The sequence below is a fragment of the Shinella sp. M31 genome (assembly GCF_049199205.1).
Taxonomy (GTDB): Bacteria; Pseudomonadota; Alphaproteobacteria; order Rhizobiales; family Rhizobiaceae; genus Shinella.
Genome location: NZ_JBLZPH010000039.1, coordinates 25,567 through 44,686, shown reverse-complemented (window position 1 = coordinate 44,686; position 19,120 = coordinate 25,567). Strand labels below are relative to the sequence as shown.

Genomic DNA, 19,120 nt, shown 5'->3' with positions numbered 1-19,120 from the left:
GGCGCGGCCGGAAGATCGCGACGAGGTGGTGCGCAGCTATGCCGATCTGGCCATTCCCGCGGATGTCTCGCCGTTCTTCACCGATATGGCCGGTCGCATCGGCCATGCGCATCTGATCATCAGCCGCTCCGGCGCGTCGACGGTTTCGGAAGTCTCCGTCATCGGCCGTCCGTCCGTTCTGGTGCCCTATCCCTACGCGCTCGATCATGACCAGGCGGCCAATGCCGCGGCACTTGCCTCGGGCGGTGGGGCGAAGGTGATTGCGCAATCGGAGCTTTCGACGGAGCGTCTCGCCAGCATCGTTTCCAAGGCGATGCACGATCCTTCAGGCATGGCCACCATGGCCGCCAATGCCAGAAAGGCGGGCAAACCGGATGCCGCGCGCTTGCTAGCCTTAATGGTTGAGGCTATTGCGGGCGGCAAGACCATAGCGCAATTCAAGGGAGAACGGCCATGAAGATGCCGAAGAGCATAGGGCTCGTTCATTTCATCGGCATTGGCGGCATCGGCATGAGCGGTATTGCCGAAGTGCTGCACAATCTCGGCCACAAGGTGCAGGGTTCCGACCAGGCGGACAGCGCCAATGTGCAGCGTCTGCGCGACAAGGGCATCGAGGTCTTTGTCGGTCATAAGGCGGAAAACCTTGGCGAGGCGGAAGTCGTCGTCGTTTCCACCGCCATCAAGAAGGGCAATCCGGAACTCGTCGCGGCGCGCGAAAAGCTGCTGCCCGTCGTACGCCGCGCCGAAATGCTCGCCGAACTGATGCGCTTCCGCAATGCGATTGCCGTCGGCGGCACCCATGGCAAGACGACGACCACCTCGATGGTCGCGACGCTGCTCGAAGCCGGCGGCCTCGATCCGACGGTCATCAATGGCGGCATCATCAATGCCTATGGCACCAACGCCCGCATGGGCGAGGGCGAGTGGATGGTGGTGGAGGCCGACGAATCGGACGGCACCTTCCTGAAACTGCCGGCCGAAATTGCCATCGTCACCAATATCGACCCCGAGCATCTCGACCATTACGGCAATTTCGATGCCGTGCGCGCGGCCTTCCGCCAGTTCGTCGAGAACGTGCCGTTCTACGGTTTCGGCGTCATGTGCCTCGATCATCCCGAGGTTCAGGCCATGGTCAGCCGCATCGAGGACCGCAAGGTCATCACTTACGGCGAGAATCCGCAGGCCGATGTGCGCTTCTCGAACATCCGCATGGACGGCGCGACGTCGGTCTTCGACGTCGAAATCCGCCGCCGCCGCACCGGCCAGGTGATTTCGCTGAAGGACCTGCGCCTGCCGATGCCCGGCCGCCACAATGTCTCCAATGCCACGGCGGCGATTGCCGTCGCCCAGCGCCTCGGCATCTCGCCGGAGCTGATCGCCAAGGGCCTTGCGAGTTTCGGTGGCGTGAAGCGTCGCTTCACCTACACCGGCAGCTGGAACGGCGTCAGTGTCTATGACGATTACGGCCACCATCCGGTCGAGATCAAGGCCGTGCTGCGCGCTGCGCGCGAAGCCTGCTCGGGCCGTATCATCGCCGTCCATCAGCCGCACCGCTACAGCCGCGTCGCGAGCCTCTTCGAGGAGTTCGCCGGCTGCTTCAACGATGCCGATACGATCATGATTCCACCGATTTATGCGGCGGGCGAAGACCCGATCGACGGTGTGACCGCCGAAGAACTGGTTTTCCGCATCAAGTCCGCCGGTCATCGTGATGCGCGGTTCCTGGCCTCCCCGGATGGGTTGGCCGGGATCGTCGCCGGCATTGCAAAGCCCGGCGATTTCGTGGTTCTCTTGGGGGCTGGCAGCATCACGCATTGGGCGCAGGCGTTGCCAAAGGAATTGGCAGGCATTTCGGGTGAGGTTGCATGAGAACGGTCGATGGAGCAAAACTTCTGGCGTCGCTGGGCGAGGGCATCAAGCAGGTGCGCGGCCGTCTGACGCCGGATGCGCCGATGGACCGCGTGACCTGGTTCCGCGCCGGCGGCTTTGCCGAACTGATGTTCCACCCGCATGACGTCGAAGACCTCGCGACCTTCCTGAAGCTGGTACCGGAAGACGTGCCGCTCACCGTGACCGGCGTCGGCTCGAACCTCCTGGTTCGCGACGGCGGCATTCCGGGCATCGTCATCCGTCTTTCGGCGAAGGGCTTTGGCGATGTCGAGCTCGTCGGCGACAACACGATCAAGGCCGGCGGCATTTGCCCGGACAAGAACATCGCCGCTATGGCGCTCGACCACAACATCGCGGGCTTCGAGTTCTATTACGGCATTCCTGGCTCTATCGGCGGCGCGCTGCGGATGAATGCCGGTGCCAACGGCGGCGAGACCAAGGACCTCGTCGTCGAGGTTCACGCCATCGACCGTAAGGGCAATCAGCACGTGCTCTCCAATGCGGATATGGGCTACAGCTATCGCAAGTCGACGGCCCCGAGCGACCTGATCTTCACGCATGCCGTCTTCCGCGGGCAGGCGGGCGACAAGGACGAGATCCGTGCCAGGATGGATGCCGTGCGCCAGCACCGCGAGACGGTCCAGCCGATCCGCGAAAAGACCGGCGGCTCGACCTTCAAGAACCCTGAGGGCCATTCGGCCTGGAAGCTCATTGATGAGGCTGGCTGCCGCGGCATGCTGATCGGCGGCGCGCAGATGTCGCCGATGCACTGCAACTTCATGATCAATACGGGGCAGGCGACCGGCTACGAGCTGGAATATCTCGGCGAAACCGTGCGCAGCCGCGTGCTGGAGCAATCCGGCATCCTGCTGCAATGGGAAATCAAACGTCTCGGCAATTTCATGCCGGGCTATGAGGTCAAGGAGTTTCTGGGCCGCGCAACGGCCTGATCCATCTACCCTTGCTGGGGAGTTCCCGCGCGCCTTAGGCGTCGCGCACTCCCTCTCCCCCACAGGCAAGTCCATCCAAAACGTGTGACATCGCGCGCCCGACGCGACGCGCGGCCCTGCTTTGCGGGGCGGTGGGGGCATTCTTGTTCAAAAAACTGACCGCCGAATTCATCGGCACATTCTGGCTCGTCTTCATCGGCAGCGGCAGCGGCATCCTGGCCGCGACTTTTCCGCAGATCGGGATCGGCATCGTCGGCATCTCCTTCTCCGCCGGCATCGCGCTGATGGCGATGATCTATGCGATCGGCGGCATTTCCGGCGGCCATATGAACCCGGCCGTCTCGGTCGGACTTGCCATCGCCGGTAAATTTCCCGCCGCGCAGGTGCTGCCCTATGCGGTGGCGCAGGTGGCGGGTGCTACGGCGGCTGCGGCGGCGCTCTATCTCATCGCTTCCGGCAAGGCCGGTTTCGTGCCTGGCGGATTTGGCGCGAATGGCTATGGCGAGCTCTCACCGGGCGGCTATTCGCTGACGGCGGCGCTGGTGACCGAGGTGGTGCTGATGGCGCTGTTCCTCTTCGTCATCCTCGGCTCCATCCATGCGCGTGTTCCGGCCGGCTTCGCGCCTGTCTCCATCGGCCTCAGCCTGACGGCGATCAATCTCGTCTCGATCCCGATCACCAATACGTCGCTGAACCCGGCCCGCTCGACCGGCCTTGCGCTGTTTGCAGATACGGCGGCCCTGTCGCAGCTCTGGCTGTTCTGGCTCGCGCCCATGCTCGGCGCCGTTATCGGCACGCTGGTCTGGAAGGCGATCGGCGAGGGGGATACAGGGGAAATCCATGTTTCGAATTAGGGTTTTCGAATATTCTATTTCGTTCAGACTTCATTCAGATAAGTTTAGCGAAATCTAGCCTCAGTCGTGCTATGGTTGCGCGACTGGCCTCGCTCCAGCGAGGCCTGGCTAGGGGGCATTTCATGTTTAAAAAACTTTCGGCCGAATTTCTCGGCACGTTCTGGCTCGTCTTCGGCGGCTGCGGCAGCGCCGTGCTGGCCGCCGCATTTCCCGAAGTCGGTATCGGCCTGCTCGGCGTTTCCTTCGCCTTCGGCCTGACGGTGCTGACCATGGCCTATACGGTCGGCGGCATTTCCGGCGGGCATTTCAACCCGGCCGTTTCCGTCGGCCTCACAGTCGCCGGCAAGTTCCCGGCGTCCAGCCTCGTGCCCTATATCGTGGCGCAGGTTATCGGTGCTGTTGCCGCAGCTGCGGTGCTCTATCTGATCGCCTCCGGCAAGACCGGTTTTGCCGCAGGCGGCTTCGCCTCGAACGGCTATGGCGACCTGTCGCCCGGCGGCTACTCGCTGACGGCGGCGCTGGTGGCGGAAGTGGTGCTGACGGCCTTCTTCCTTCTCATCATCCTCGGTTCCACCCATGGTCGCGCACCGGTGGGCTTCGCACCGATCGCCATCGGTCTCGGCCTGACGCTGATCCATCTCGTCTCGATCCCGGTTACCAACACCTCGGTGAACCCGGCCCGCTCGACGGGCGTGGCGCTGTTTGCCGAGACGGCGGCGCTCTCGCAGCTCTGGCTCTTCTGGGTGGCCCCGATCCTCGGCGCCGTCATCGGCGGCGTGATCTGGAAGATCGTCGGCGAGAACGACTGATTGCTCCAAGGCAAAAAGAAACCCGCCGTGTCGCCACGGCGGGTTTTTGATTCGCAGCCTTTTGAAAGGCTCAGACCTCTTCCTTGCCCGAAAGCAGGATGCAGGCCAGCGTGATCACGGCGGCGATGCCAAGATAGTAGCCGACATAGGTCATGCCGTAATTCGCCTGCAGCCAGGTCGCGATATAAGGCGCGAGCGAGGCGCCGAAGATGCCGGCGAAGTTGAAGGTGATCGACGAGCCGGTATAGCGCACCGTGGTCGGGAAAGGTGCGGCCAGCGCCGTGCCGATCAGGCCGTAGGTCATGCCCATCAGCGCCATCGCGAAGATCACGAAGACGAAGATCGACGCCTCGCCGCCGGTCATCAGGCCGGGCAGGAAGAACGAGAAAACACCGATCAGGACGGTCGTGAGGATCAGCACTTCGCGGCGGCCGAAACGCTCGGCGAGCTTGCCGGCGATCGGGATGAAGAGGCCGAAGAGGACCGAACCCAGCAGCTGGACTTCCAGCGCCTCGACGAAGGGAATGCCGAGAACCTTGACGTTGTAGGAGAGCAGGTAAGCCGAGCCGATGTAGAACAGCACGAAGGTGGCGAGCGCCACGAAAGTGCCGAGGACCAGGCTGCGCTTATGGTTGCGGAAGAGCTCCACGACGGGCACCTCCACGCGTTCCCGCTTCTCGATGGCCTTCTGGAAGGCCGGCGTCTCGGTGATCGACAGGCGAACCCACAGGCCGACGGCGATCAACACGATCGAGGCGACGAAGGGTATGCGCCAGCCCCATGCGAGCAGCGTTTCCTGCGACATGACATGCAGCAGCAGCCAGAAGATGCCGGAGGAGAGGAACAGGCCGACCGGCGCGCCGAGCTGCGGGAACATGCCGTACCAGCTGCGCTTGCCCGGAGGGGCGTTTTCCGTGGCCAGCAGCACCGCGCCGCCCCATTCACCGCCGAGACCAAAGCCCTGGCCGAATCGGCAGAGCGCCAAGAGCAGCGGCGCGAGCACGCCAATGCTCTCGTAGGAGGGCAGGAGGCCGATGATCACGGTCGACACGCCCATGGTCAGGAGCGCAGCCACCAGCGTCGCCTTGCGGCCGATACGGTCGCCATAGTGTCCAAAGACGATGGCGCCGAGCGGGCGGGCGAAGAAGGCGATCGAGAAGGTCGCGAAGGACGCGAGCAGCGCCGTCGTCGGATCGTTGTTCGGGAAGAACAGCGTCGGGAAGACCAGCACGGCGGCGGTGGCGTAAACGTAGAAATCGAAGAATTCGATGGTCGTTCCGACCAGGCTTGCAAAAAGAACGCGGGCCGGGGAGTTCAGCCCGGCGCGGTTGGAATGCGTTGCGGTCGGCGACCCGGAAGCGAGTGTCTCACTCATCGTGGGTGCCTTTTTAATGTTTCTTGTTTGCCGTCTTGGGAAGCAGCGGGGTTCTATTACGTCAACCGCACGGTCGATGAAACAATAAAAGATCGCATACTGGCGAAAAATCGTACTTTTCGGTCTCCGCCGGTTTCCCGGCGTTTACCAAGGGTTCCCCGCCATGCTGCTCTTTGCTCAGCATCCTTTAATTTTTTTGGTTTTTCTTGCGTCGGTCGCAACTCTCTGATTCCAGAAGAGGAATCGAAGCGGGACTTGATTCGGATGAGGAAAATTCGCCCCGCGGCGGGTCAGGTTAACGAAAGTAAACGCTTCATTAACCTTAATGCCGCTCTAGTGGTCCCATCTCGGTCGCCCGAGTCGGATCCGGAGCAAAAATCAGGTCCGCACAAGCGACGAGGGGCAGTGTGCGGTATTCAGTTGAGGGTTTCATGAGCGTCAAGCACGTCGCGATGTTGATGGGTGGTTTTTCGTCGGAACGGCCGGTAAGCCTTTCGTCGGGCAACGCCTGCGCGGATGCGCTGGAGGCCGTGGGCTACAAGGTCACGCGCGTCGATGTCGGTCATGACATCGCCAGTGTGCTTGCCGAACTGAAGCCGGATGTCGCGTTCAACGCGCTGCATGGGCCCTTCGGCGAGGACGGCACTATTCAGGGCGTGCTCGAATATCTCGAAATCCCCTATACCCATTCCGGCGTGCTCGCTTCGGCGCTCGCGATGGACAAGGCGCAGGCGAAGATCGTCGCCAAGGCCGCCGGCATCCCGGTCGCCGAACAGCGGCTGATGAACCGATTCGAATTCACGTCCAGCCACCCGATGAAGCCGCCTTACGTGGTGAAGCCGGTGCGCGAGGGCTCCTCCTTCGGCGTCGTCATGGTCAAGGAAGACCAGTCGCATCCGCCGCAGATCATCACCTCGCAGGAATGGCGCTACGGCGACAGCGTCATGGTCGAGCGCTACGTCTATGGCCGCGAACTGACCTGCGGCGTGATGGGCGATGTGGCGCTTGGCGTGACCGAAGTGGTGCCGCAGGGCCACGCCTTCTACGACTATGATTCCAAATATGTAAAAGGTGGTTCGAAACACGTCATCCCGGCGCAGATTTCACCAAATATTTACCAAAAAGTACAAACACTCGCACTCAAGGCGCATCAAGCGATCGGGTGCCGTGGCGTCAGCCGTTCCGACTTCCGCTACGACGATCGTTTCTCCGAGAATGGCGAGCTGATCTGGCTGGAAATCAACACCCAGCCGGGCATGACCCCCACCTCCCTGGTGCCCGAAATGGCCGATCATGCCGGCCATTCCTTTGGTGAGTTCTTGAAGTGGATGGTGGAGGACGCGTCGTGTTTGCGTTGAGCGTCAAGAAGGGCAGGGTTCGTCCCGCAGGCCCCGCGGAGCCGGAAGCCGGTCGCGTGCTGCCGCGTCCGCTGCGCCGTATCGTTCGCTTCCTCGTCAGCCTCGCGGCTGGCCGAATCAATATTCCGCGCCATACCGGCAGCGTCGCCACGGCCGTCTTCATCGGCGCCACGGGCCTCTACGGCATGTCGCTCGGCGGCCACTCGCAGGATGTCGCGCAGGCTTCGACGACCGCGATCGGCTTTGCCATCGAAGACGTGAAGGTCTCGGGCAACCGGGAAACGTCGGAAATCGACATTCTCGAACGCCTTGGCCTCGATGGCACGACCTCGCTGGTCGCCCTCGACGTCAAGGAAGCCCGCCAGCGGCTGACCGAGCTGCCCTGGGTCGAGGACGTCTCGGTTCGCAAGGTCTATCCGGGCACGATCGAGATCGCGCTCAAGGAACGCGAAGCCTTCGCGATATGGCAGCACGGTACCGACCTGTCGCTGATCGAGAAGAACGGCAGCGTGATTGCGCCGCTGCGCGACAACAAGTTTTCCTCGCTGCCGCTGTTCGTCGGCCGCGATGCCGAAACCGCGGCGGCAAGCTTTGCCGACGAGTTCGACAGCTGGCCGGAGCTCAAATCGCGGGTGAAGGCCTATATCCGGGTTGCCGGCCGTCGCTGGGACCTGCGTCTCGAAAACGGCATCGTCGTCAAACTGCCGGAACACAACGTGCCGCGCGCCATGGACATGCTGGCCTCGCTCGATGCGAGCGAACAGCTTCTGGAGCGCGACATCGCAGCCGTCGATCTGCGTCTCGAAGACCGCACGACGGTTCAATTGACGGAAGGGGCGCTCGAACGTCGCAACAAGGCGGTCGAGCAGAGGGCCAAGGACCTGAAGAAGGCAGCGAAGCGCACATGAGCATTTTCGGTTCGTCCCATTTCGGCCTGCCGCGCTTGAAGCCGCTGTCTTCCAAGCGGGCTCACGTCGTTTCGGTCCTCGACATCGGTTCCACCAAGGTCGTCTGCATGATCGGTCGGCTGACGCCGCGCGCCGAGAGCGAGATCCTTCCGGGCCGCACGCACAATGTCGAGATCATCGGCATCGGCCACCAGAAATCCCGCGGTGTGAAGAACGGCGTGATTGCCGATCTCGATGCCGCCGAAAGCGTCGTCCGGCTTGCCGTCGATGCGGCCGAGCGCATGGCCGGCCTCACCATCGAGAGCCTGATCGTCAACGTCTCGGCGGGCCGCTTGCAGAGCGACATATATACCGCGACCATCGATCTTGGCGGCCAGGAAGTCGATGCCAACGATCTGCGCAAGGTGCTTGCCGTCGCCGGCCAGCAGTCGCTCCGCCAGGACCGCGCCATCCTCCATTCGCTGCCGACGGGCTTCTCGCTCGACGGCGAACGCGGCATCCGCGATCCGCTCTCCATGTACGGCGACGTTCTCGGCGTCGATATGCATGTGCTGACCGCCGAGCGCACCTCGCTCAAGAACCTCGAACTCTGCATCAACCGCGCGCACCTCTCGGTCGAGGGCATGGTTGCCACGCCTTACGCCAGCGGCCTCTCGGCTCTGGTCGACGACGAAGTCGAACTCGGCTGCGCCTGCATCGATATGGGCGGCGGCACGACGACGATCTCCGTTTTCGCCGAAGGCAAGCTGGTGCATTCGGACGCGGTGTCCCTCGGCGGCCACCACGTCACCACCGACCTTGCCCGCGGCCTCTCGACCCGTATCGAGGACGCCGAGCGCCTGAAGGTCGTTCATGGTTCGGCGCTGGCGAATGCCGGCGACGAGCGCGACATCCTCACCGTTCCGCCGATCGGCGAGGACGACCGCGACCAGCCGACCCATGTGCCGCGCGCGCTGATCTCGCGCATCGTGCGGGCCCGCATCGAAGAGACGCTCGAACTCATTCGCGACCGCATCCAGCGTTCCGGCTTTTCGCCGATCGTCGGTAAGCGGATCGTGCTGACGGGCGGCGCCAGCCAGCTGACGGGCTTGCCGGAAGCGGCACGCCGCATCCTCGCTCGCAATGTCCGCATCGGCCGCCCGCTCGGCGTGTCCGGCCTGCCGACGGCGGCGAAGGGCCCGGCCTTTTCGACGGCAGTCGGCCTGATGATCTATCCGCAGGTCGCGGAACTGGAAGAACACGCTGTGCAGGGCGGTATGCTCTCGCAGCTGACGGGTGGCAACGGCCGCATAGCCCGCATGGGCCAGTGGCTGAAGGAAAGTTTCTGACGGGTTTTCCGGCGGCGTAGAGAGTGCCGGGAAAGACCGACAACTGAGTTTTGGGAATAGACCGGCTGGGCGAAGCGGCCGGAAACGAAAGGAACACTGCAATGACTATCAAGCTCCAGAAGCCGGACATCACCGAGCTGAAGCCCCGCATCACCGTCTTCGGCGTCGGTGGCGGTGGCGGCAACGCCGTCAACAACATGATCACCGCCGGTCTTGAGGGCGTCGACTTCGTCGTTGCCAATACCGATGCCCAGGCGCTGACCATGACCAAGGCCACCCGGATTATCCAGATGGGTGTCGCCGTCACGGAAGGCCTCGGCGCCGGTTCGCAGCCGGAAGTCGGCCGCGCCGCTGCCGAAGAGTGCATCGACGAGATCATCGACCACCTGAACGGCACCCATATGTGCTTCGTCACCGCCGGCATGGGCGGCGGCACGGGTACGGGCGCGGCTCCGGTCGTCGCCCAGGCTGCCCGCAACAAGGGCATCCTGACCGTCGGCGTCGTGACCAAGCCGTTCCACTTCGAAGGCGGCCGCCGCATGCGTCTGGCCGAAGAAGGCATTCAGGAACTGCAGAAGTCGGTCGACACGCTGATCGTCATCCCGAACCAGAACCTGTTCCGCATCGCCAACGACAAGACCACGTTCGCCGACGCCTTCGCGATGGCCGACCAGGTTCTGTACTCGGGCGTTGCCTGCATCACCGACCTGATGGTCAAGGAAGGCCTCATCAACCTCGACTTCGCCGACGTCCGCTCGGTGATGCGTGAGATGGGTCGCGCCATGATGGGCACCGGCGAAGCATCGGGCGAAGGCCGCGCAATGGCCGCTGCCGAAGCCGCTATCGCCAACCCGCTGCTCGACGAAACCTCGATGAAGGGCGCGCAGGGCCTCTTGATCTCCATCACCGGCGGTCGCGATCTCACCCTCTTCGAAGTCGACGAAGCGGCAACCCGTATCCGCGAGGAAGTCGATCCGGACGCAAACATCATTCTCGGTGCTACCTTCGATGAAGAGCTCGAAGGCCTGATCCGCGTTTCCGTTGTTGCAACCGGTATCGATCGCGCGGCCTCGGAGGTGGCTGCACGGAATGCTGACTTTCGCAGCCTCAGCAAGCCGGTAGTTCGTCCGTCCGCCGCCGTTCCGGTCCAGCCGCAGGCTCAGCCGGTCGCCGTCGCCCCGCAGCCCCAGCCGGTCTTCCAGCAGCCGCAGCCCGTGCTGCAGCAGCCGGTTGCCCAGCAGCCGGTCGTCGATCCGATCGCCGAAGCCATCCGCGCCTCGGAAGAAAGCCTCGAACGCGAGCTGGCCATCCCGGCAAGCCGCCCGGTACAGGCCCAGCCGGTCGCCCAGGTCCAGGAAGAGCCGCGCCTGCAGAACCGCCTGTTCTCGGCTCCGGCCGAAGCGCCGGTCGTCCAGCGCGTCGCTCCGGTCCAGCAGCCGGTGCAGCAGGCCGCTCCGGTTGTGCAGCAGCGCGTCGAGCCCACCGCTCCGGTCATCCGTCAGGAGCCGCAGACCATGCGCATGCCGAAGATCGAGGACTTCCCGCCCGTCGTGCAGGCTGAAATCGATCACCGCTCGGCCCAGCAGCCGGTCGCGACGCACAGCGAAGAGCGTGGCCCGATGGGTCTCCTCAAGCGCCTGACCTCGTCGCTCGGCCGTCATGAAGAGCCGCAGCAGCCCGTCCAGCAGGAGCCGGTCGCCCAGCAGCAGCGCCGCGCGCTGTCGCCGGAAGCCAGCCTCTACGCGCCGCGCCGCGGCCAGCTCGACGATCACGGCCGCGCCAACCCGCAGCCGCGTTCGCTGGGCGAGGAAGACCAGCTGGAGATCCCGGCCTTCCTGCGTCGCCAGTCGAATTGAGGCCGCGCACGGCTTGGTAACGAAATGCCCGGATCCTGATCCGGGCATTTTTGTTTTTGGTTCTATCTCAACGGCTTACGCATTGAATAAAACCGTAACAAAACGAAAGAAACAGTGATTTGTAAGACGCTGAGGGACCTACTAGATTTAGGTTAGGCACAGGGGCCAGTCAGGATTCGGATCGCCGGCAGAAACCGGAGCGCATCAAGCCACTCCAGACGATCAGGCAAACTTTGTCGGCGGGCGCAAGGCGTCCGGCCACAGGCCTCCCTTGGGCTAGGAATTGAAAGTGTCGGCGAAGAATGAGCCGGCAATAAGACGAGGCGAATGCACATGACGATGCTCGGTTTCCAGACCACGATTGCAAGCCCGGTGACGATTTCCGGCACGGGCGTGCATTCCGGCGTGCCGGTCTCGATCACCTTCAATCCGGCCGAAGCCGACAGCGGCATCGTCTTTCAGCGCCAGTTCGCCGACGGCACCGTCAGCGAATACCGCGCGGTTTCCTCGCAGGTCGGCAGCACCGATCTCTGCACCGTGCTCGGCTTCTCGCCGACTACGTCGATTGCGACCGTCGAGCACGTCATGGCAGCACTTTACGCGCTCGGCCTCGACAACACGCTGATCGAAGTCAGCGGCGCCGAAATGCCGATCATGGACGGCAGCTCCGCGCCCTTCATCGAGGCGATCGACGAGGTGGGCCTGATCCCGCTTGCCGTGAAGCGCCGCTATATCCGAATCATCAAGCCGGTTCGTGTCGAGGCTGGCGCCTCCTGGGCCGAATTCTCGCCCTATGACGGCACGCGATTCGAAGTCGAAATCGATTTCGATTGCCCGCTGATCGGCCGCCAGTCCTGGAAGGGCGATCTTTCGCCCGCCACCTTCCGCAGCGAATTGTCCCGCGCCCGCACCTTCGGCTTCATGCGCGATGTCGAACGTCTTTGGGCCGCCGGCCTGGCACTCGGCTCTTCGCTGGAGAACTCGGTCGTCATCTCCGATGACAACACCGTGATCAATGTCGAAGGCCTGCGCTACGCCAAGGACGAGTTCGTGCGCCACAAGACGCTCGATGCCGTCGGTGACCTGGCGCTTGCCGGCGCGCAGTTCATCGGGTGCTACCGCTCCTACCGCGGCGGCCACAAGATGAATGCGCATGCTCTCAAGGCGCTGCTCAGCGACCGTTCTGCCTATGAAGTGGTCGAAGCCGCTGCACCGCGCGCGCGCGTTGGCCAGCGCGAGCTGATCGCCGTCAACGCACCGGAATTTGCGCCCTGGTCTCTCTGAGGCCGGGCGGCATTCCTTTTCTTTCCCGACACGAATGCCATAAAAATGCGTTAATGCGTGGGCATGGCGTTGCGATCTTCACGCTTTTGGAGATACAACGCGGGGCGCATATGCGGCCCGTCCGCATGGGGCGCCGTTGAACTGGGATTATCACATGGTTGTTGCAGGGTCTGTTGGTGTGAAGAAGACGGCGCGCATTGTCTATCTTACGCTTGTCGCTACGGCGTCTTCGATTGGTCTTTCTGCCTGCCAGTCTGATCCCGACATCGATATCACGAAATTGTCCGGCGAGACCGAATCCGCCGATACGCTCTACAATCAGGGCCTGGCGAACCTGCAGGCCGGTAAGGTGGGCGAGGCGAACCGCAAGTTCGCGGCCGTCGACCGGCAGAACCCGTTCTCCGACCAGGCGCGCAAGGCGCTCGTGATGAGCGCGTTTACCAGCTACCGTCAGGGCCAGTATGAAGAGGCCATCACGGCCGGCAAGCGCTACCTGAACCTCTATCCGGAATCCCAGGACGCGGCCTACGCGCAATACATCATCGGCCTCGCTTACTGGAAGCAGATCCCGAGCGTGACGCAGGACCAGCGCACCTCGCAGCAGACGCTCGAAGCCATGAAGGCCGTGGTCGATAACTATCCGAACTCGGAATATGTCGAGGATGCGCAGGCCAAGATGCGTTTTGCCCGCGACCAGCTCGCCGGCAAGGAAATGCAGATCGGCCGCTATTATCTCGAGCGCAAGGAATTCATCGCGGCCGTCAGCCGTTTCCGCGTGGTCGTCGAAACCTATCCGATGACCAACCAGATCGAGGAAGCGCTGGCGCGTCTCGTCGAGACCTATTACGCCATGGGTCTCGCCAGCGAGGCACAGACGGCGGCCGCCGTTCTCGGCCATAACTATCCGGACAGCCAGTGGTATGCCGACAGCTACAAGCTGCTGCAGTCGAAGGGCCTGGAGCCGCGTGAGAACAACGGTTCCTGGATTTCGCGCGCCGGCAAGAAGCTGATCGGCGCCTAATCAAGAGATACGTGCCATGCTGGCGCAGCTATCGATCCGCGATATCGTCCTGATCGAACGGCTCGACCTTGCGTTCGAGCCGGGTCTCTCCGTGCTCACGGGTGAGACGGGCGCTGGCAAATCCATTCTTCTCGACAGTCTCTCGCTGGCGCTGGGCGGGCGCGGCGACGGTTCGCTGGTGCGCCATGGCACCGAGCGCGGCCAGGTGACGGCGGTTTTCGACGTGCCGATGGTGCATGCGGCGCGTGCGCTGCTGCGTGACAACGGCATCGACGATGACGGCGACCTGATCTTTCGCCGCCAGCAATCGGCGGACGGCCGCACCAAGGCCTATGTCAACGACCAGCCCGTGTCCGTGCAGCTCATGCGCCAGGCCGGGCAGCTTCTCGTCGAGATCCATGGCCAGCATGACGATCGCGCGCTCGTCGATACGGATGCGCACCGACTGTTGCTCGATGCCTTCGGTGGCCTGAGCGAGGCGGCGGCCGACGTCGGCACGCTCTATCATCACTGGAAGGAAGCCGAGCGCACGCTGCGCCGCCACCGCGAGAAGGTGGAGGCGGCCGCCCGCGAGGCGGATTATCTGCGCTCGTCCGTCGAGGAGTTGGAAGTGCTCTCGCCGCAGGACGGCGAAGAGGATGCGCTGGCCGAGGTGCGCGCCCGCATGATGAAGGCCGAGCGTATCGCTGGCGACATCAACGAGGCGAGCGACTTCCTGAATGGCAATGCTTCGCCCGTGCCGCTGATCGCCGCCCTCGTGCGCCGGCTGGAGCGCAAGAGCCACGAAGCGCCCGGCCTGCTCGAAGAAACCGTGGAGCTGCTCGATCTGGCGCTGAACCACCTGTCCGATGCGCAGATGGCCGTCGAGACGGCTTTGCGTAAGACGGAATACGACCCCAAGGAGCTGGAGCGCACGGAGGAGCGACTGTTTGCGCTGCGCGCCGCCGCCCGCAAATATTCCGTGCCCGTCACCGGCCTTCCGGCACTGGCCGCCAAGATGATCGCCGACCTTGCCGATCTCGATGCCGGCGAGGAGAAACTGGTGCAGTTGCAGGCGCGGCTCACCGAAGCGCGCGCCGCCTTCGAAATCGCCGCCAAGTCCCTTTCCGAGAAGCGCCACCACACCGCCGATGCGCTCGCCGCCGCCGTGATGGCGGAGCTGCCGGCGCTGAAGCTGGAGCGTGCGCGCTTCACCGTCGAGATCACCACCGATCCTAATGGCGGGGCGGAGGAGGGGATCGACACCGTCGAATTCCACGTCCAGACCAATCCCGGCACGCGTCCCGGCCCGATCATGAAGGTCGCCTCGGGCGGCGAGCTTTCGCGCTTCCTGTTGGCGCTGAAGGTCGCGCTGGCCGATCGCGGCTCGGCCCCGACGCTTGTCTTCGACGAAATCGACACCGGCGTCGGCGGTGCTGTGGCCGATGCCATCGGTCAGCGGCTGAAGCGGCTATCTGCCACCGTGCAGGTGCTCTCCGTCACCCACGCGCCGCAGGTCGCGGCACGCGCGGCAACGCATCTCCTCATCTCGAAGGGGCCGGTCGAGGGCAGCGAGACCGTCGCCACCCGCGTCGCCCGCATGGACGCAGGCGCCCGCACCGAAGAGATCGCGCGCATGTTGGCCGGCGCCTCGGTGACCGACGAGGCGCGGGCTGCCGCCGCACGTCTGCTATCTGGCGGGGTTTAACACATAGCCCTCATCCGCCTGCCGGCACCTTCTCCCCGCAAGCGGGGAGAAGGGACTTGTGGCAAGGCCGTGCACCATCATCCTTCTCCCCGCTTGCGGGGAGAAGGTCGCGGCAGCGGGATGAGGGGCGACCGTGCTGCTACCACCTTTCCTTTCGTCAGCTTTGCTCTAAAACCTTTTCCGAATCCCGGAGCATGTCATGGCGAACGCGAAAACCCCTGTCGAAACCCTGACCGAAGACGAAGCCGCGGCCGAGCTTGCCTTTCTGGCGGCGGAGATCGCGCGCAATGACGAGCTCTATCACGGGCAGGACGCGCCGCAGATTTCGGATGCCGATTACGATGCGCTGAAGCGGCGCAACGAGGAGATCGAGGCGCGCTTTCCTGCCCTGGTGCGCGACGACAGCCCATCGCGCCGGATCGGTTCCGCGCCGCTCCCAACCTTTGCGCCGATTACCCATTCCCGTCCGATGCTCTCGCTCGACAACACGTTCTCCGACGAGGACGTGCGGGACTTCGTCGCTTCGGTCTACCGCTTCCTCGGCCGCCTGCCGGATGATTCCATCGCCTTCACCGCCGAGCCGAAGATCGACGGCCTGTCCATGTCGATCCGTTACGAGAACGGCCGCCTCGTGACCGCCGCCACGCGCGGCGACGGCACGACGGGCGAGAACGTCACGGCCAATGTGCAAACCATCGCCGAAATCCCGAACCGCCTGCCGGCCGGCGTGCCCGAGGTCGTCGAGGTGCGCGGCGAGGTCTATATGGCCAAGAGCGATTTTCTCGCTCTGAACGAGAAGATGGCGGCGGAGGGCAAGCAGACCTATGTCAATCCGCGCAACACGGCGGCCGGCTCGCTGCGCCAGCTCGACGCCTCGGTGACGGCGAGCCGCAAGCTGCGCTTCTTCGCCTATGCCTGGGGCGAGATGTCCCAGATGCCGACCAATACCCAGTTCGGCATGATCGAGGTGCTGAAATCCTGGGGTTTCCCGGTCAATCCGATGACGCAGCGGCTGTCGCGCGTCGAGGATATCATCGCGCATTACCGCGAGATCGGCCTTGCCCGCCCGGACCTCGATTATGATATCGACGGCGTCGTCTATAAGGTCGACGAACTGGCGCTGCAGGAACGCCTCGGCTTCCGCTCGCGCTCGCCGCGCTGGGCGACGGCGCACAAGTTCCCGGCCGAGCAGGCCTTCACCATCATCGAGAAGATCGATATTCAGGTGGGCCGTACCGGCGCGCTGACCCCGGTCGCGCGCCTGACGCCCGTTACGGTCGGCGGTGTGGTCGTCACCAATGCGACGCTGCACAATGCGGACTATATCGAAGGCATCGGCAATAGCGGCGAGCGCATCCGCGACGAGGATCACGACATCCGCATCGGCGATACTGTCATCGTACAGCGCGCGGGCGATGTGATCCCGCAGGTGCTCGACGTGGTGATGGAAAAGCGTCCGGCGGATGCTGAGCGTTACGAGTTTCCCAAAACCTGCCCGGTCTGCGGCAGCCATGCGGTGCGCGAGCGCAACGAGAAGACGGGCCGGCTCGATTCCGTGACGCGCTGCACCGGCGGCTTCGTGTGCCGCGCGCAGGCGGTCGAGCACCTGAAGCACTTCGTGTCGCGCAACGCCTTCGATATCGAAGGCCTCGGCTCCAAGCAGATCGATTTCTTCTTCGAGGCGGAGGATCCGTCGCTGACGATCCGCACGGCACCCGATATCTTCACGTTGGAAAAACGGCAGGCGGGCTCGCTGACCAAGCTCGAAAACATTGACGGCTTCGGCAAGGTGAGCGTGCGCAAACTCTATGACGCGATCGACGCCCGCCGCTCGATCGCGCTGAACCGCTTCATCTACGCGCTCGGCATCCGCCATGTCGGCGAGACCAATGCCAAGCTTCTGGCACGCGCTTATGGCACCTATGCCGCCTTCGAGGAGGCGATGAAGGCTTCCGTATCGCTCTCGGGCGAGGCCTGGAACGAACTCAACAGCATCGACGGCATCGGCGAGGTCGTCGCCCGCGCGATGGTGGAATTCTACAAGGAGCCGCGCAATGTCGATGTGATCGACCGGCTGCTCCAGGAGGTGACGCCGGAAGCGGCCGAAGCGGTCGTTGCGACATCGAGCCCCGTCGTTGGCAAGACGGTGGTCTTCACCGGTTCGCTGGAGAAGATGACGCGCGACGAGGCGAAGGCCATGGCGGAGCGGCTGGGTGCGAAGGTCGCGGGGTCCGTTTCGAAGAAGACCGATCTCGTCGTGGCCGGCCCCGGCGCGGGTTCCAAGCTCGACAAGGCCAAGGAATTCAACGTCGAGGTCATCGACGAGGACGGCTGGTTCGACCTCATCAAGGGATCGTGACGGACGAGCCGCGCACGAGGAATCGGCCGCCGAAGGTCATTGGCACGCCTTCTCCGGCATTGTAATCCATGACGCCGCCGAGATAGGCGTGCATGTGCAGGTGCGGCTCGGAAGAATTGCCGGAATTGCCGACGCGGCCGAGCGTTTCGCCCGCGGTGACCAGTTCGCCGCCGTGAACGGCAATCGAGCCCTTGCGCAGATGGGCGAGCAGGACACGCGCCGGACCGCAGGCAAGCACGATATGGTTACCGGCGGGGTCCCGCGTATTCGTTTCGGAAATCTTGTTGTCGTCGATACCGTCATGAGTGGCGATGGCAACGCCGGTGCAGGGGCTTTTCACTGCGCGGTCATAGGCAAAATAGCTGGGAAGATCCTTGGGCATCAGGCCGGCCGCCCGTGCGCCCAATCCGTCGAGCGCAACGATATCCAGCGCATAGCGCTGGCTCCGGTCGGCGTAGTGAGAATTGATCGACGTCGCACTGCCGCCTTGGCCGATATAGTAGGTGCCGCCGGCGAGGGGGAAATCCAACTCGACGGCCGTCTCCTGATAACCGTAACCCGAGAGCGCCCGCGCTGTCAGCGCCAGGAAGAACACCGCCATCGCCGCCGTGAAGCCATGGGTGCGCATGATGGATGTCGAGCGATTCCAGGGCTGGTGGCGGACGCGCCTGTAGGCGAGGAGGGCGGAAACGAGGAAGAGGATCGGCAGTGCCGCATCCAGTGCCGTGCTCAGAAAATCCCAGCGGCCGATGACGGCGATGAAGGCGAAATAGCAGGCGCCGTAGAGGACACGCATCAACCACCCCAGCCTGTCGGCCGGCCGCGGCAGCCAAAGCCAGAGCAGGAAGAAGACCGGCAGGAGAACCTGGGTCGTCAGCAGGATGAGCAGCGGCATTTCCATCATCGGACTTTCCGGATCAGCCGTGCCCTACCTCATCGCCGGACACGGACCATGCGATGTCTGCTCAATCCGGGCGGCGGACTTTGGTTCCGCATTCTGGAGTCTCGTCCACAGCTTATAAGGGGATCCTCAAGGATCGGTGTAGCCGGCCGGATGGATATCGACGATGCGGCCGGCCGGGTCATTCTGGAAGAGGATAGCGCCGGTCGATTTGGATTCGGCCGCGACATAGTCGAAGGTCACGTCGCCTTCCTCGATCACGCGATCGCCCTCCCTCAGCCGCCCGACGACAGTAACGGCGGCGGCGGTTATCGTTGCGGTGTTGTAGATGTCGAAGGCGACTCGGTGGCCCGACGAGGTCTTTTCCGTCGTCAGCACTGTCACGACGAGATCCGGCGGTATCGATTCGCGGGTAAAGGCTTCCCATGTCAGCCAGCTGAGCATGGCGGCAACCAGGAGGGCGGATACGAGACCGGTCAGCCATTCGATCCAGTGCGGATCCTGACGTTCCCTATGGCGCCCCTGTTCGGATTTGGTCAT

The 19,120-nt window shown here is 63.7% G+C and carries 16 protein-coding genes; 13 read left to right on the top strand and 3 right to left on the bottom strand.

Translation table 11 applies throughout. The features are described from left to right. The 5 genes from ACOZKU_RS05905 to aqpZ (ACOZKU_RS05885) all read left to right on the top strand — a co-directional run. Positions 1–457 (top strand): glycosyltransferase (locus ACOZKU_RS05905; RefSeq protein WP_421578062.1); only part of this gene is annotated, 457 nt, incomplete at its 5' end. Further along, complete coding sequence (murC, locus tag ACOZKU_RS05900; RefSeq protein WP_314084980.1) at positions 454–1,869, top strand: UDP-N-acetylmuramate--L-alanine ligase; 1,416 nt, start codon at positions 454–456, stop codon at positions 1,867–1,869. The genes ACOZKU_RS05905 and murC, both read left to right, overlap by 4 nt. After that, entirely contained in the window at positions 1,866–2,840 is a 975-nt protein-coding gene (gene murB, locus ACOZKU_RS05895; RefSeq protein ID WP_314084978.1) for a UDP-N-acetylmuramate dehydrogenase, read from the top strand. The genes murC and murB overlap by 4 nt, the downstream gene beginning before the upstream one ends. Positions 2,841–2,983: 143 nt before the next feature. Next, the gene (gene aqpZ, locus ACOZKU_RS05890) at positions 2,984–3,694 is read left to right on the top strand and encodes an aquaporin Z (protein ID WP_421578061.1); all 711 of its coding nucleotides are present in this window, start codon (positions 2,984–2,986) and stop codon (positions 3,692–3,694) included. A gap of 122 nt (positions 3,695–3,816) precedes the next feature. Beyond that, a complete protein-coding gene (gene aqpZ, locus ACOZKU_RS05885) occupies positions 3,817–4,503 on the top strand; it encodes an aquaporin Z (RefSeq protein ID WP_421578060.1) in 687 nt (228 codons plus the stop codon). A gap of 70 nt (positions 4,504–4,573) precedes the next feature. On the opposite strand, the gene ACOZKU_RS05880 is transcribed toward aqpZ (ACOZKU_RS05885), so the two are convergent. Further along, positions 4,574–5,878, bottom strand: coding sequence for an MFS transporter (locus tag ACOZKU_RS05880; protein WP_421578059.1), 1,305 nt, complete (start codon positions 5,876–5,878; stop codon positions 4,574–4,576). A 431-nt stretch (positions 5,879–6,309) separates the two neighbouring features. Between ACOZKU_RS05880 and ACOZKU_RS05875 the strand changes: the two genes are divergently transcribed. The 8 genes from ACOZKU_RS05875 to ligA all read left to right on the top strand — a co-directional run bounded on the left by ACOZKU_RS05875 (position 6,310) and on the right by ligA (position 17,679). Continuing rightward, entirely contained in the window at positions 6,310–7,236 is a 927-nt protein-coding gene (locus ACOZKU_RS05875; protein WP_117366537.1) for a D-alanine--D-alanine ligase, read from the top strand. Then, positions 7,224–8,144, top strand: coding sequence for a cell division protein FtsQ/DivIB (locus tag ACOZKU_RS05870; protein WP_421578058.1), 921 nt, complete (start codon positions 7,224–7,226; stop codon positions 8,142–8,144). The genes ACOZKU_RS05875 and ACOZKU_RS05870 overlap by 13 nt, the downstream gene beginning before the upstream one ends. After that, complete coding sequence (gene ftsA, locus ACOZKU_RS05865; protein WP_117366535.1) at positions 8,141–9,472, top strand: cell division protein FtsA; 1,332 nt, start codon at positions 8,141–8,143, stop codon at positions 9,470–9,472. Before ACOZKU_RS05870 ends, ftsA begins: the two co-directional genes overlap by 4 nt. Before the next feature lie 101 nt (positions 9,473–9,573). Further along, positions 9,574–11,328 carry a cell division protein FtsZ gene (ftsZ, locus tag ACOZKU_RS05860; RefSeq protein WP_421578057.1) on the top strand — a complete coding sequence of 585 codons (1,755 nt, stop codon included), beginning with the start codon at positions 9,574–9,576 and terminating at the stop codon, positions 11,326–11,328. 327 nt (positions 11,329–11,655) lie between these two features. Further along, positions 11,656–12,612: a UDP-3-O-acyl-N-acetylglucosamine deacetylase gene (lpxC, locus tag ACOZKU_RS05855; RefSeq protein ID WP_314084965.1), complete on the top strand. Its 957-nt coding sequence runs from the start codon at positions 11,656–11,658 to the stop codon at positions 12,610–12,612. 154 nt (positions 12,613–12,766) lie between these two features. Continuing rightward, positions 12,767–13,633 (top strand): outer membrane protein assembly factor BamD, encoded by an 867-nt coding sequence (locus tag ACOZKU_RS05850; protein WP_314084964.1) that lies wholly within the window; start codon positions 12,767–12,769, stop codon positions 13,631–13,633. A 16-nt stretch (positions 13,634–13,649) separates the two neighbouring features. Continuing rightward, positions 13,650–15,320, top strand: a complete 1,671-nt coding sequence (recN, locus tag ACOZKU_RS05845; RefSeq protein WP_421578056.1) for a DNA repair protein RecN — start codon at positions 13,650–13,652, stop codon at positions 15,318–15,320. A gap of 199 nt (positions 15,321–15,519) precedes the next feature. Next, complete coding sequence (gene ligA / locus ACOZKU_RS05840; protein ID WP_421578055.1) at positions 15,520–17,679, top strand: NAD-dependent DNA ligase LigA; 2,160 nt, start codon at positions 15,520–15,522, stop codon at positions 17,677–17,679. Here ligA and ACOZKU_RS05835 read toward each other — a convergent pair. Together ACOZKU_RS05835 and ACOZKU_RS05830 are read right to left on the bottom strand one after the other, a co-directional pair. Continuing rightward, complete coding sequence (locus ACOZKU_RS05835; protein WP_421578054.1) at positions 17,666–18,583, bottom strand: M23 family metallopeptidase; 918 nt, start codon at positions 18,581–18,583, stop codon at positions 17,666–17,668. The two genes, ligA and ACOZKU_RS05835, sit on opposite strands and share 14 nt — an antisense overlap. Before the next feature lie 126 nt (positions 18,584–18,709). Next, a complete protein-coding gene (locus ACOZKU_RS05830; protein WP_421578053.1) occupies positions 18,710–19,120 on the bottom strand; it encodes a TIGR02588 family protein in 411 nt (136 codons plus the stop codon).

Excerpts from the sequence above, each read along its gene's own strand:
- murC (WP_314084980.1), top strand. The coding sequence starts at position 454 with ATGAAGATGCCGAAGAGCATAGGGCTCGTTCATTTCATCGGCATTGGC.
- murB (WP_314084978.1), top strand. The coding sequence starts at position 1,866 with ATGAGAACGGTCGATGGAGCAAAACTTCTGGCGTCGCTGGGCGAGGGC.
- aqpZ (WP_421578060.1), top strand. The coding sequence starts at position 3,817 with ATGTTTAAAAAACTTTCGGCCGAATTTCTCGGCACGTTCTGGCTCGTC.
- ACOZKU_RS05880 (WP_421578059.1), bottom strand. The coding sequence starts at position 5,878 with ATGAGTGAGACACTCGCTTCCGGGTCGCCGACCGCAACGCATTCCAAC.
- ACOZKU_RS05875 (WP_117366537.1), top strand. The coding sequence starts at position 6,310 with ATGAGCGTCAAGCACGTCGCGATGTTGATGGGTGGTTTTTCGTCGGAA.
- ftsA (WP_117366535.1), top strand. The coding sequence starts at position 8,141 with ATGAGCATTTTCGGTTCGTCCCATTTCGGCCTGCCGCGCTTGAAGCCG.
- ftsZ (WP_421578057.1), top strand. The coding sequence starts at position 9,574 with ATGACTATCAAGCTCCAGAAGCCGGACATCACCGAGCTGAAGCCCCGC.
- lpxC (WP_314084965.1), top strand. The coding sequence starts at position 11,656 with ATGCACATGACGATGCTCGGTTTCCAGACCACGATTGCAAGCCCGGTG.
- ACOZKU_RS05850 (WP_314084964.1), top strand. The coding sequence starts at position 12,767 with ATGGTTGTTGCAGGGTCTGTTGGTGTGAAGAAGACGGCGCGCATTGTC.
- recN (WP_421578056.1), top strand. The coding sequence starts at position 13,650 with ATGCTGGCGCAGCTATCGATCCGCGATATCGTCCTGATCGAACGGCTC.
- ligA (WP_421578055.1), top strand. The coding sequence starts at position 15,520 with ATGGCGAACGCGAAAACCCCTGTCGAAACCCTGACCGAAGACGAAGCC.
- ACOZKU_RS05835 (WP_421578054.1), bottom strand. The coding sequence starts at position 18,583 with ATGATGGAAATGCCGCTGCTCATCCTGCTGACGACCCAGGTTCTCCTG.
- ACOZKU_RS05830 (WP_421578053.1), bottom strand. The coding sequence starts at position 19,120 with ATGACCAAATCCGAACAGGGGCGCCATAGGGAACGTCAGGATCCGCAC.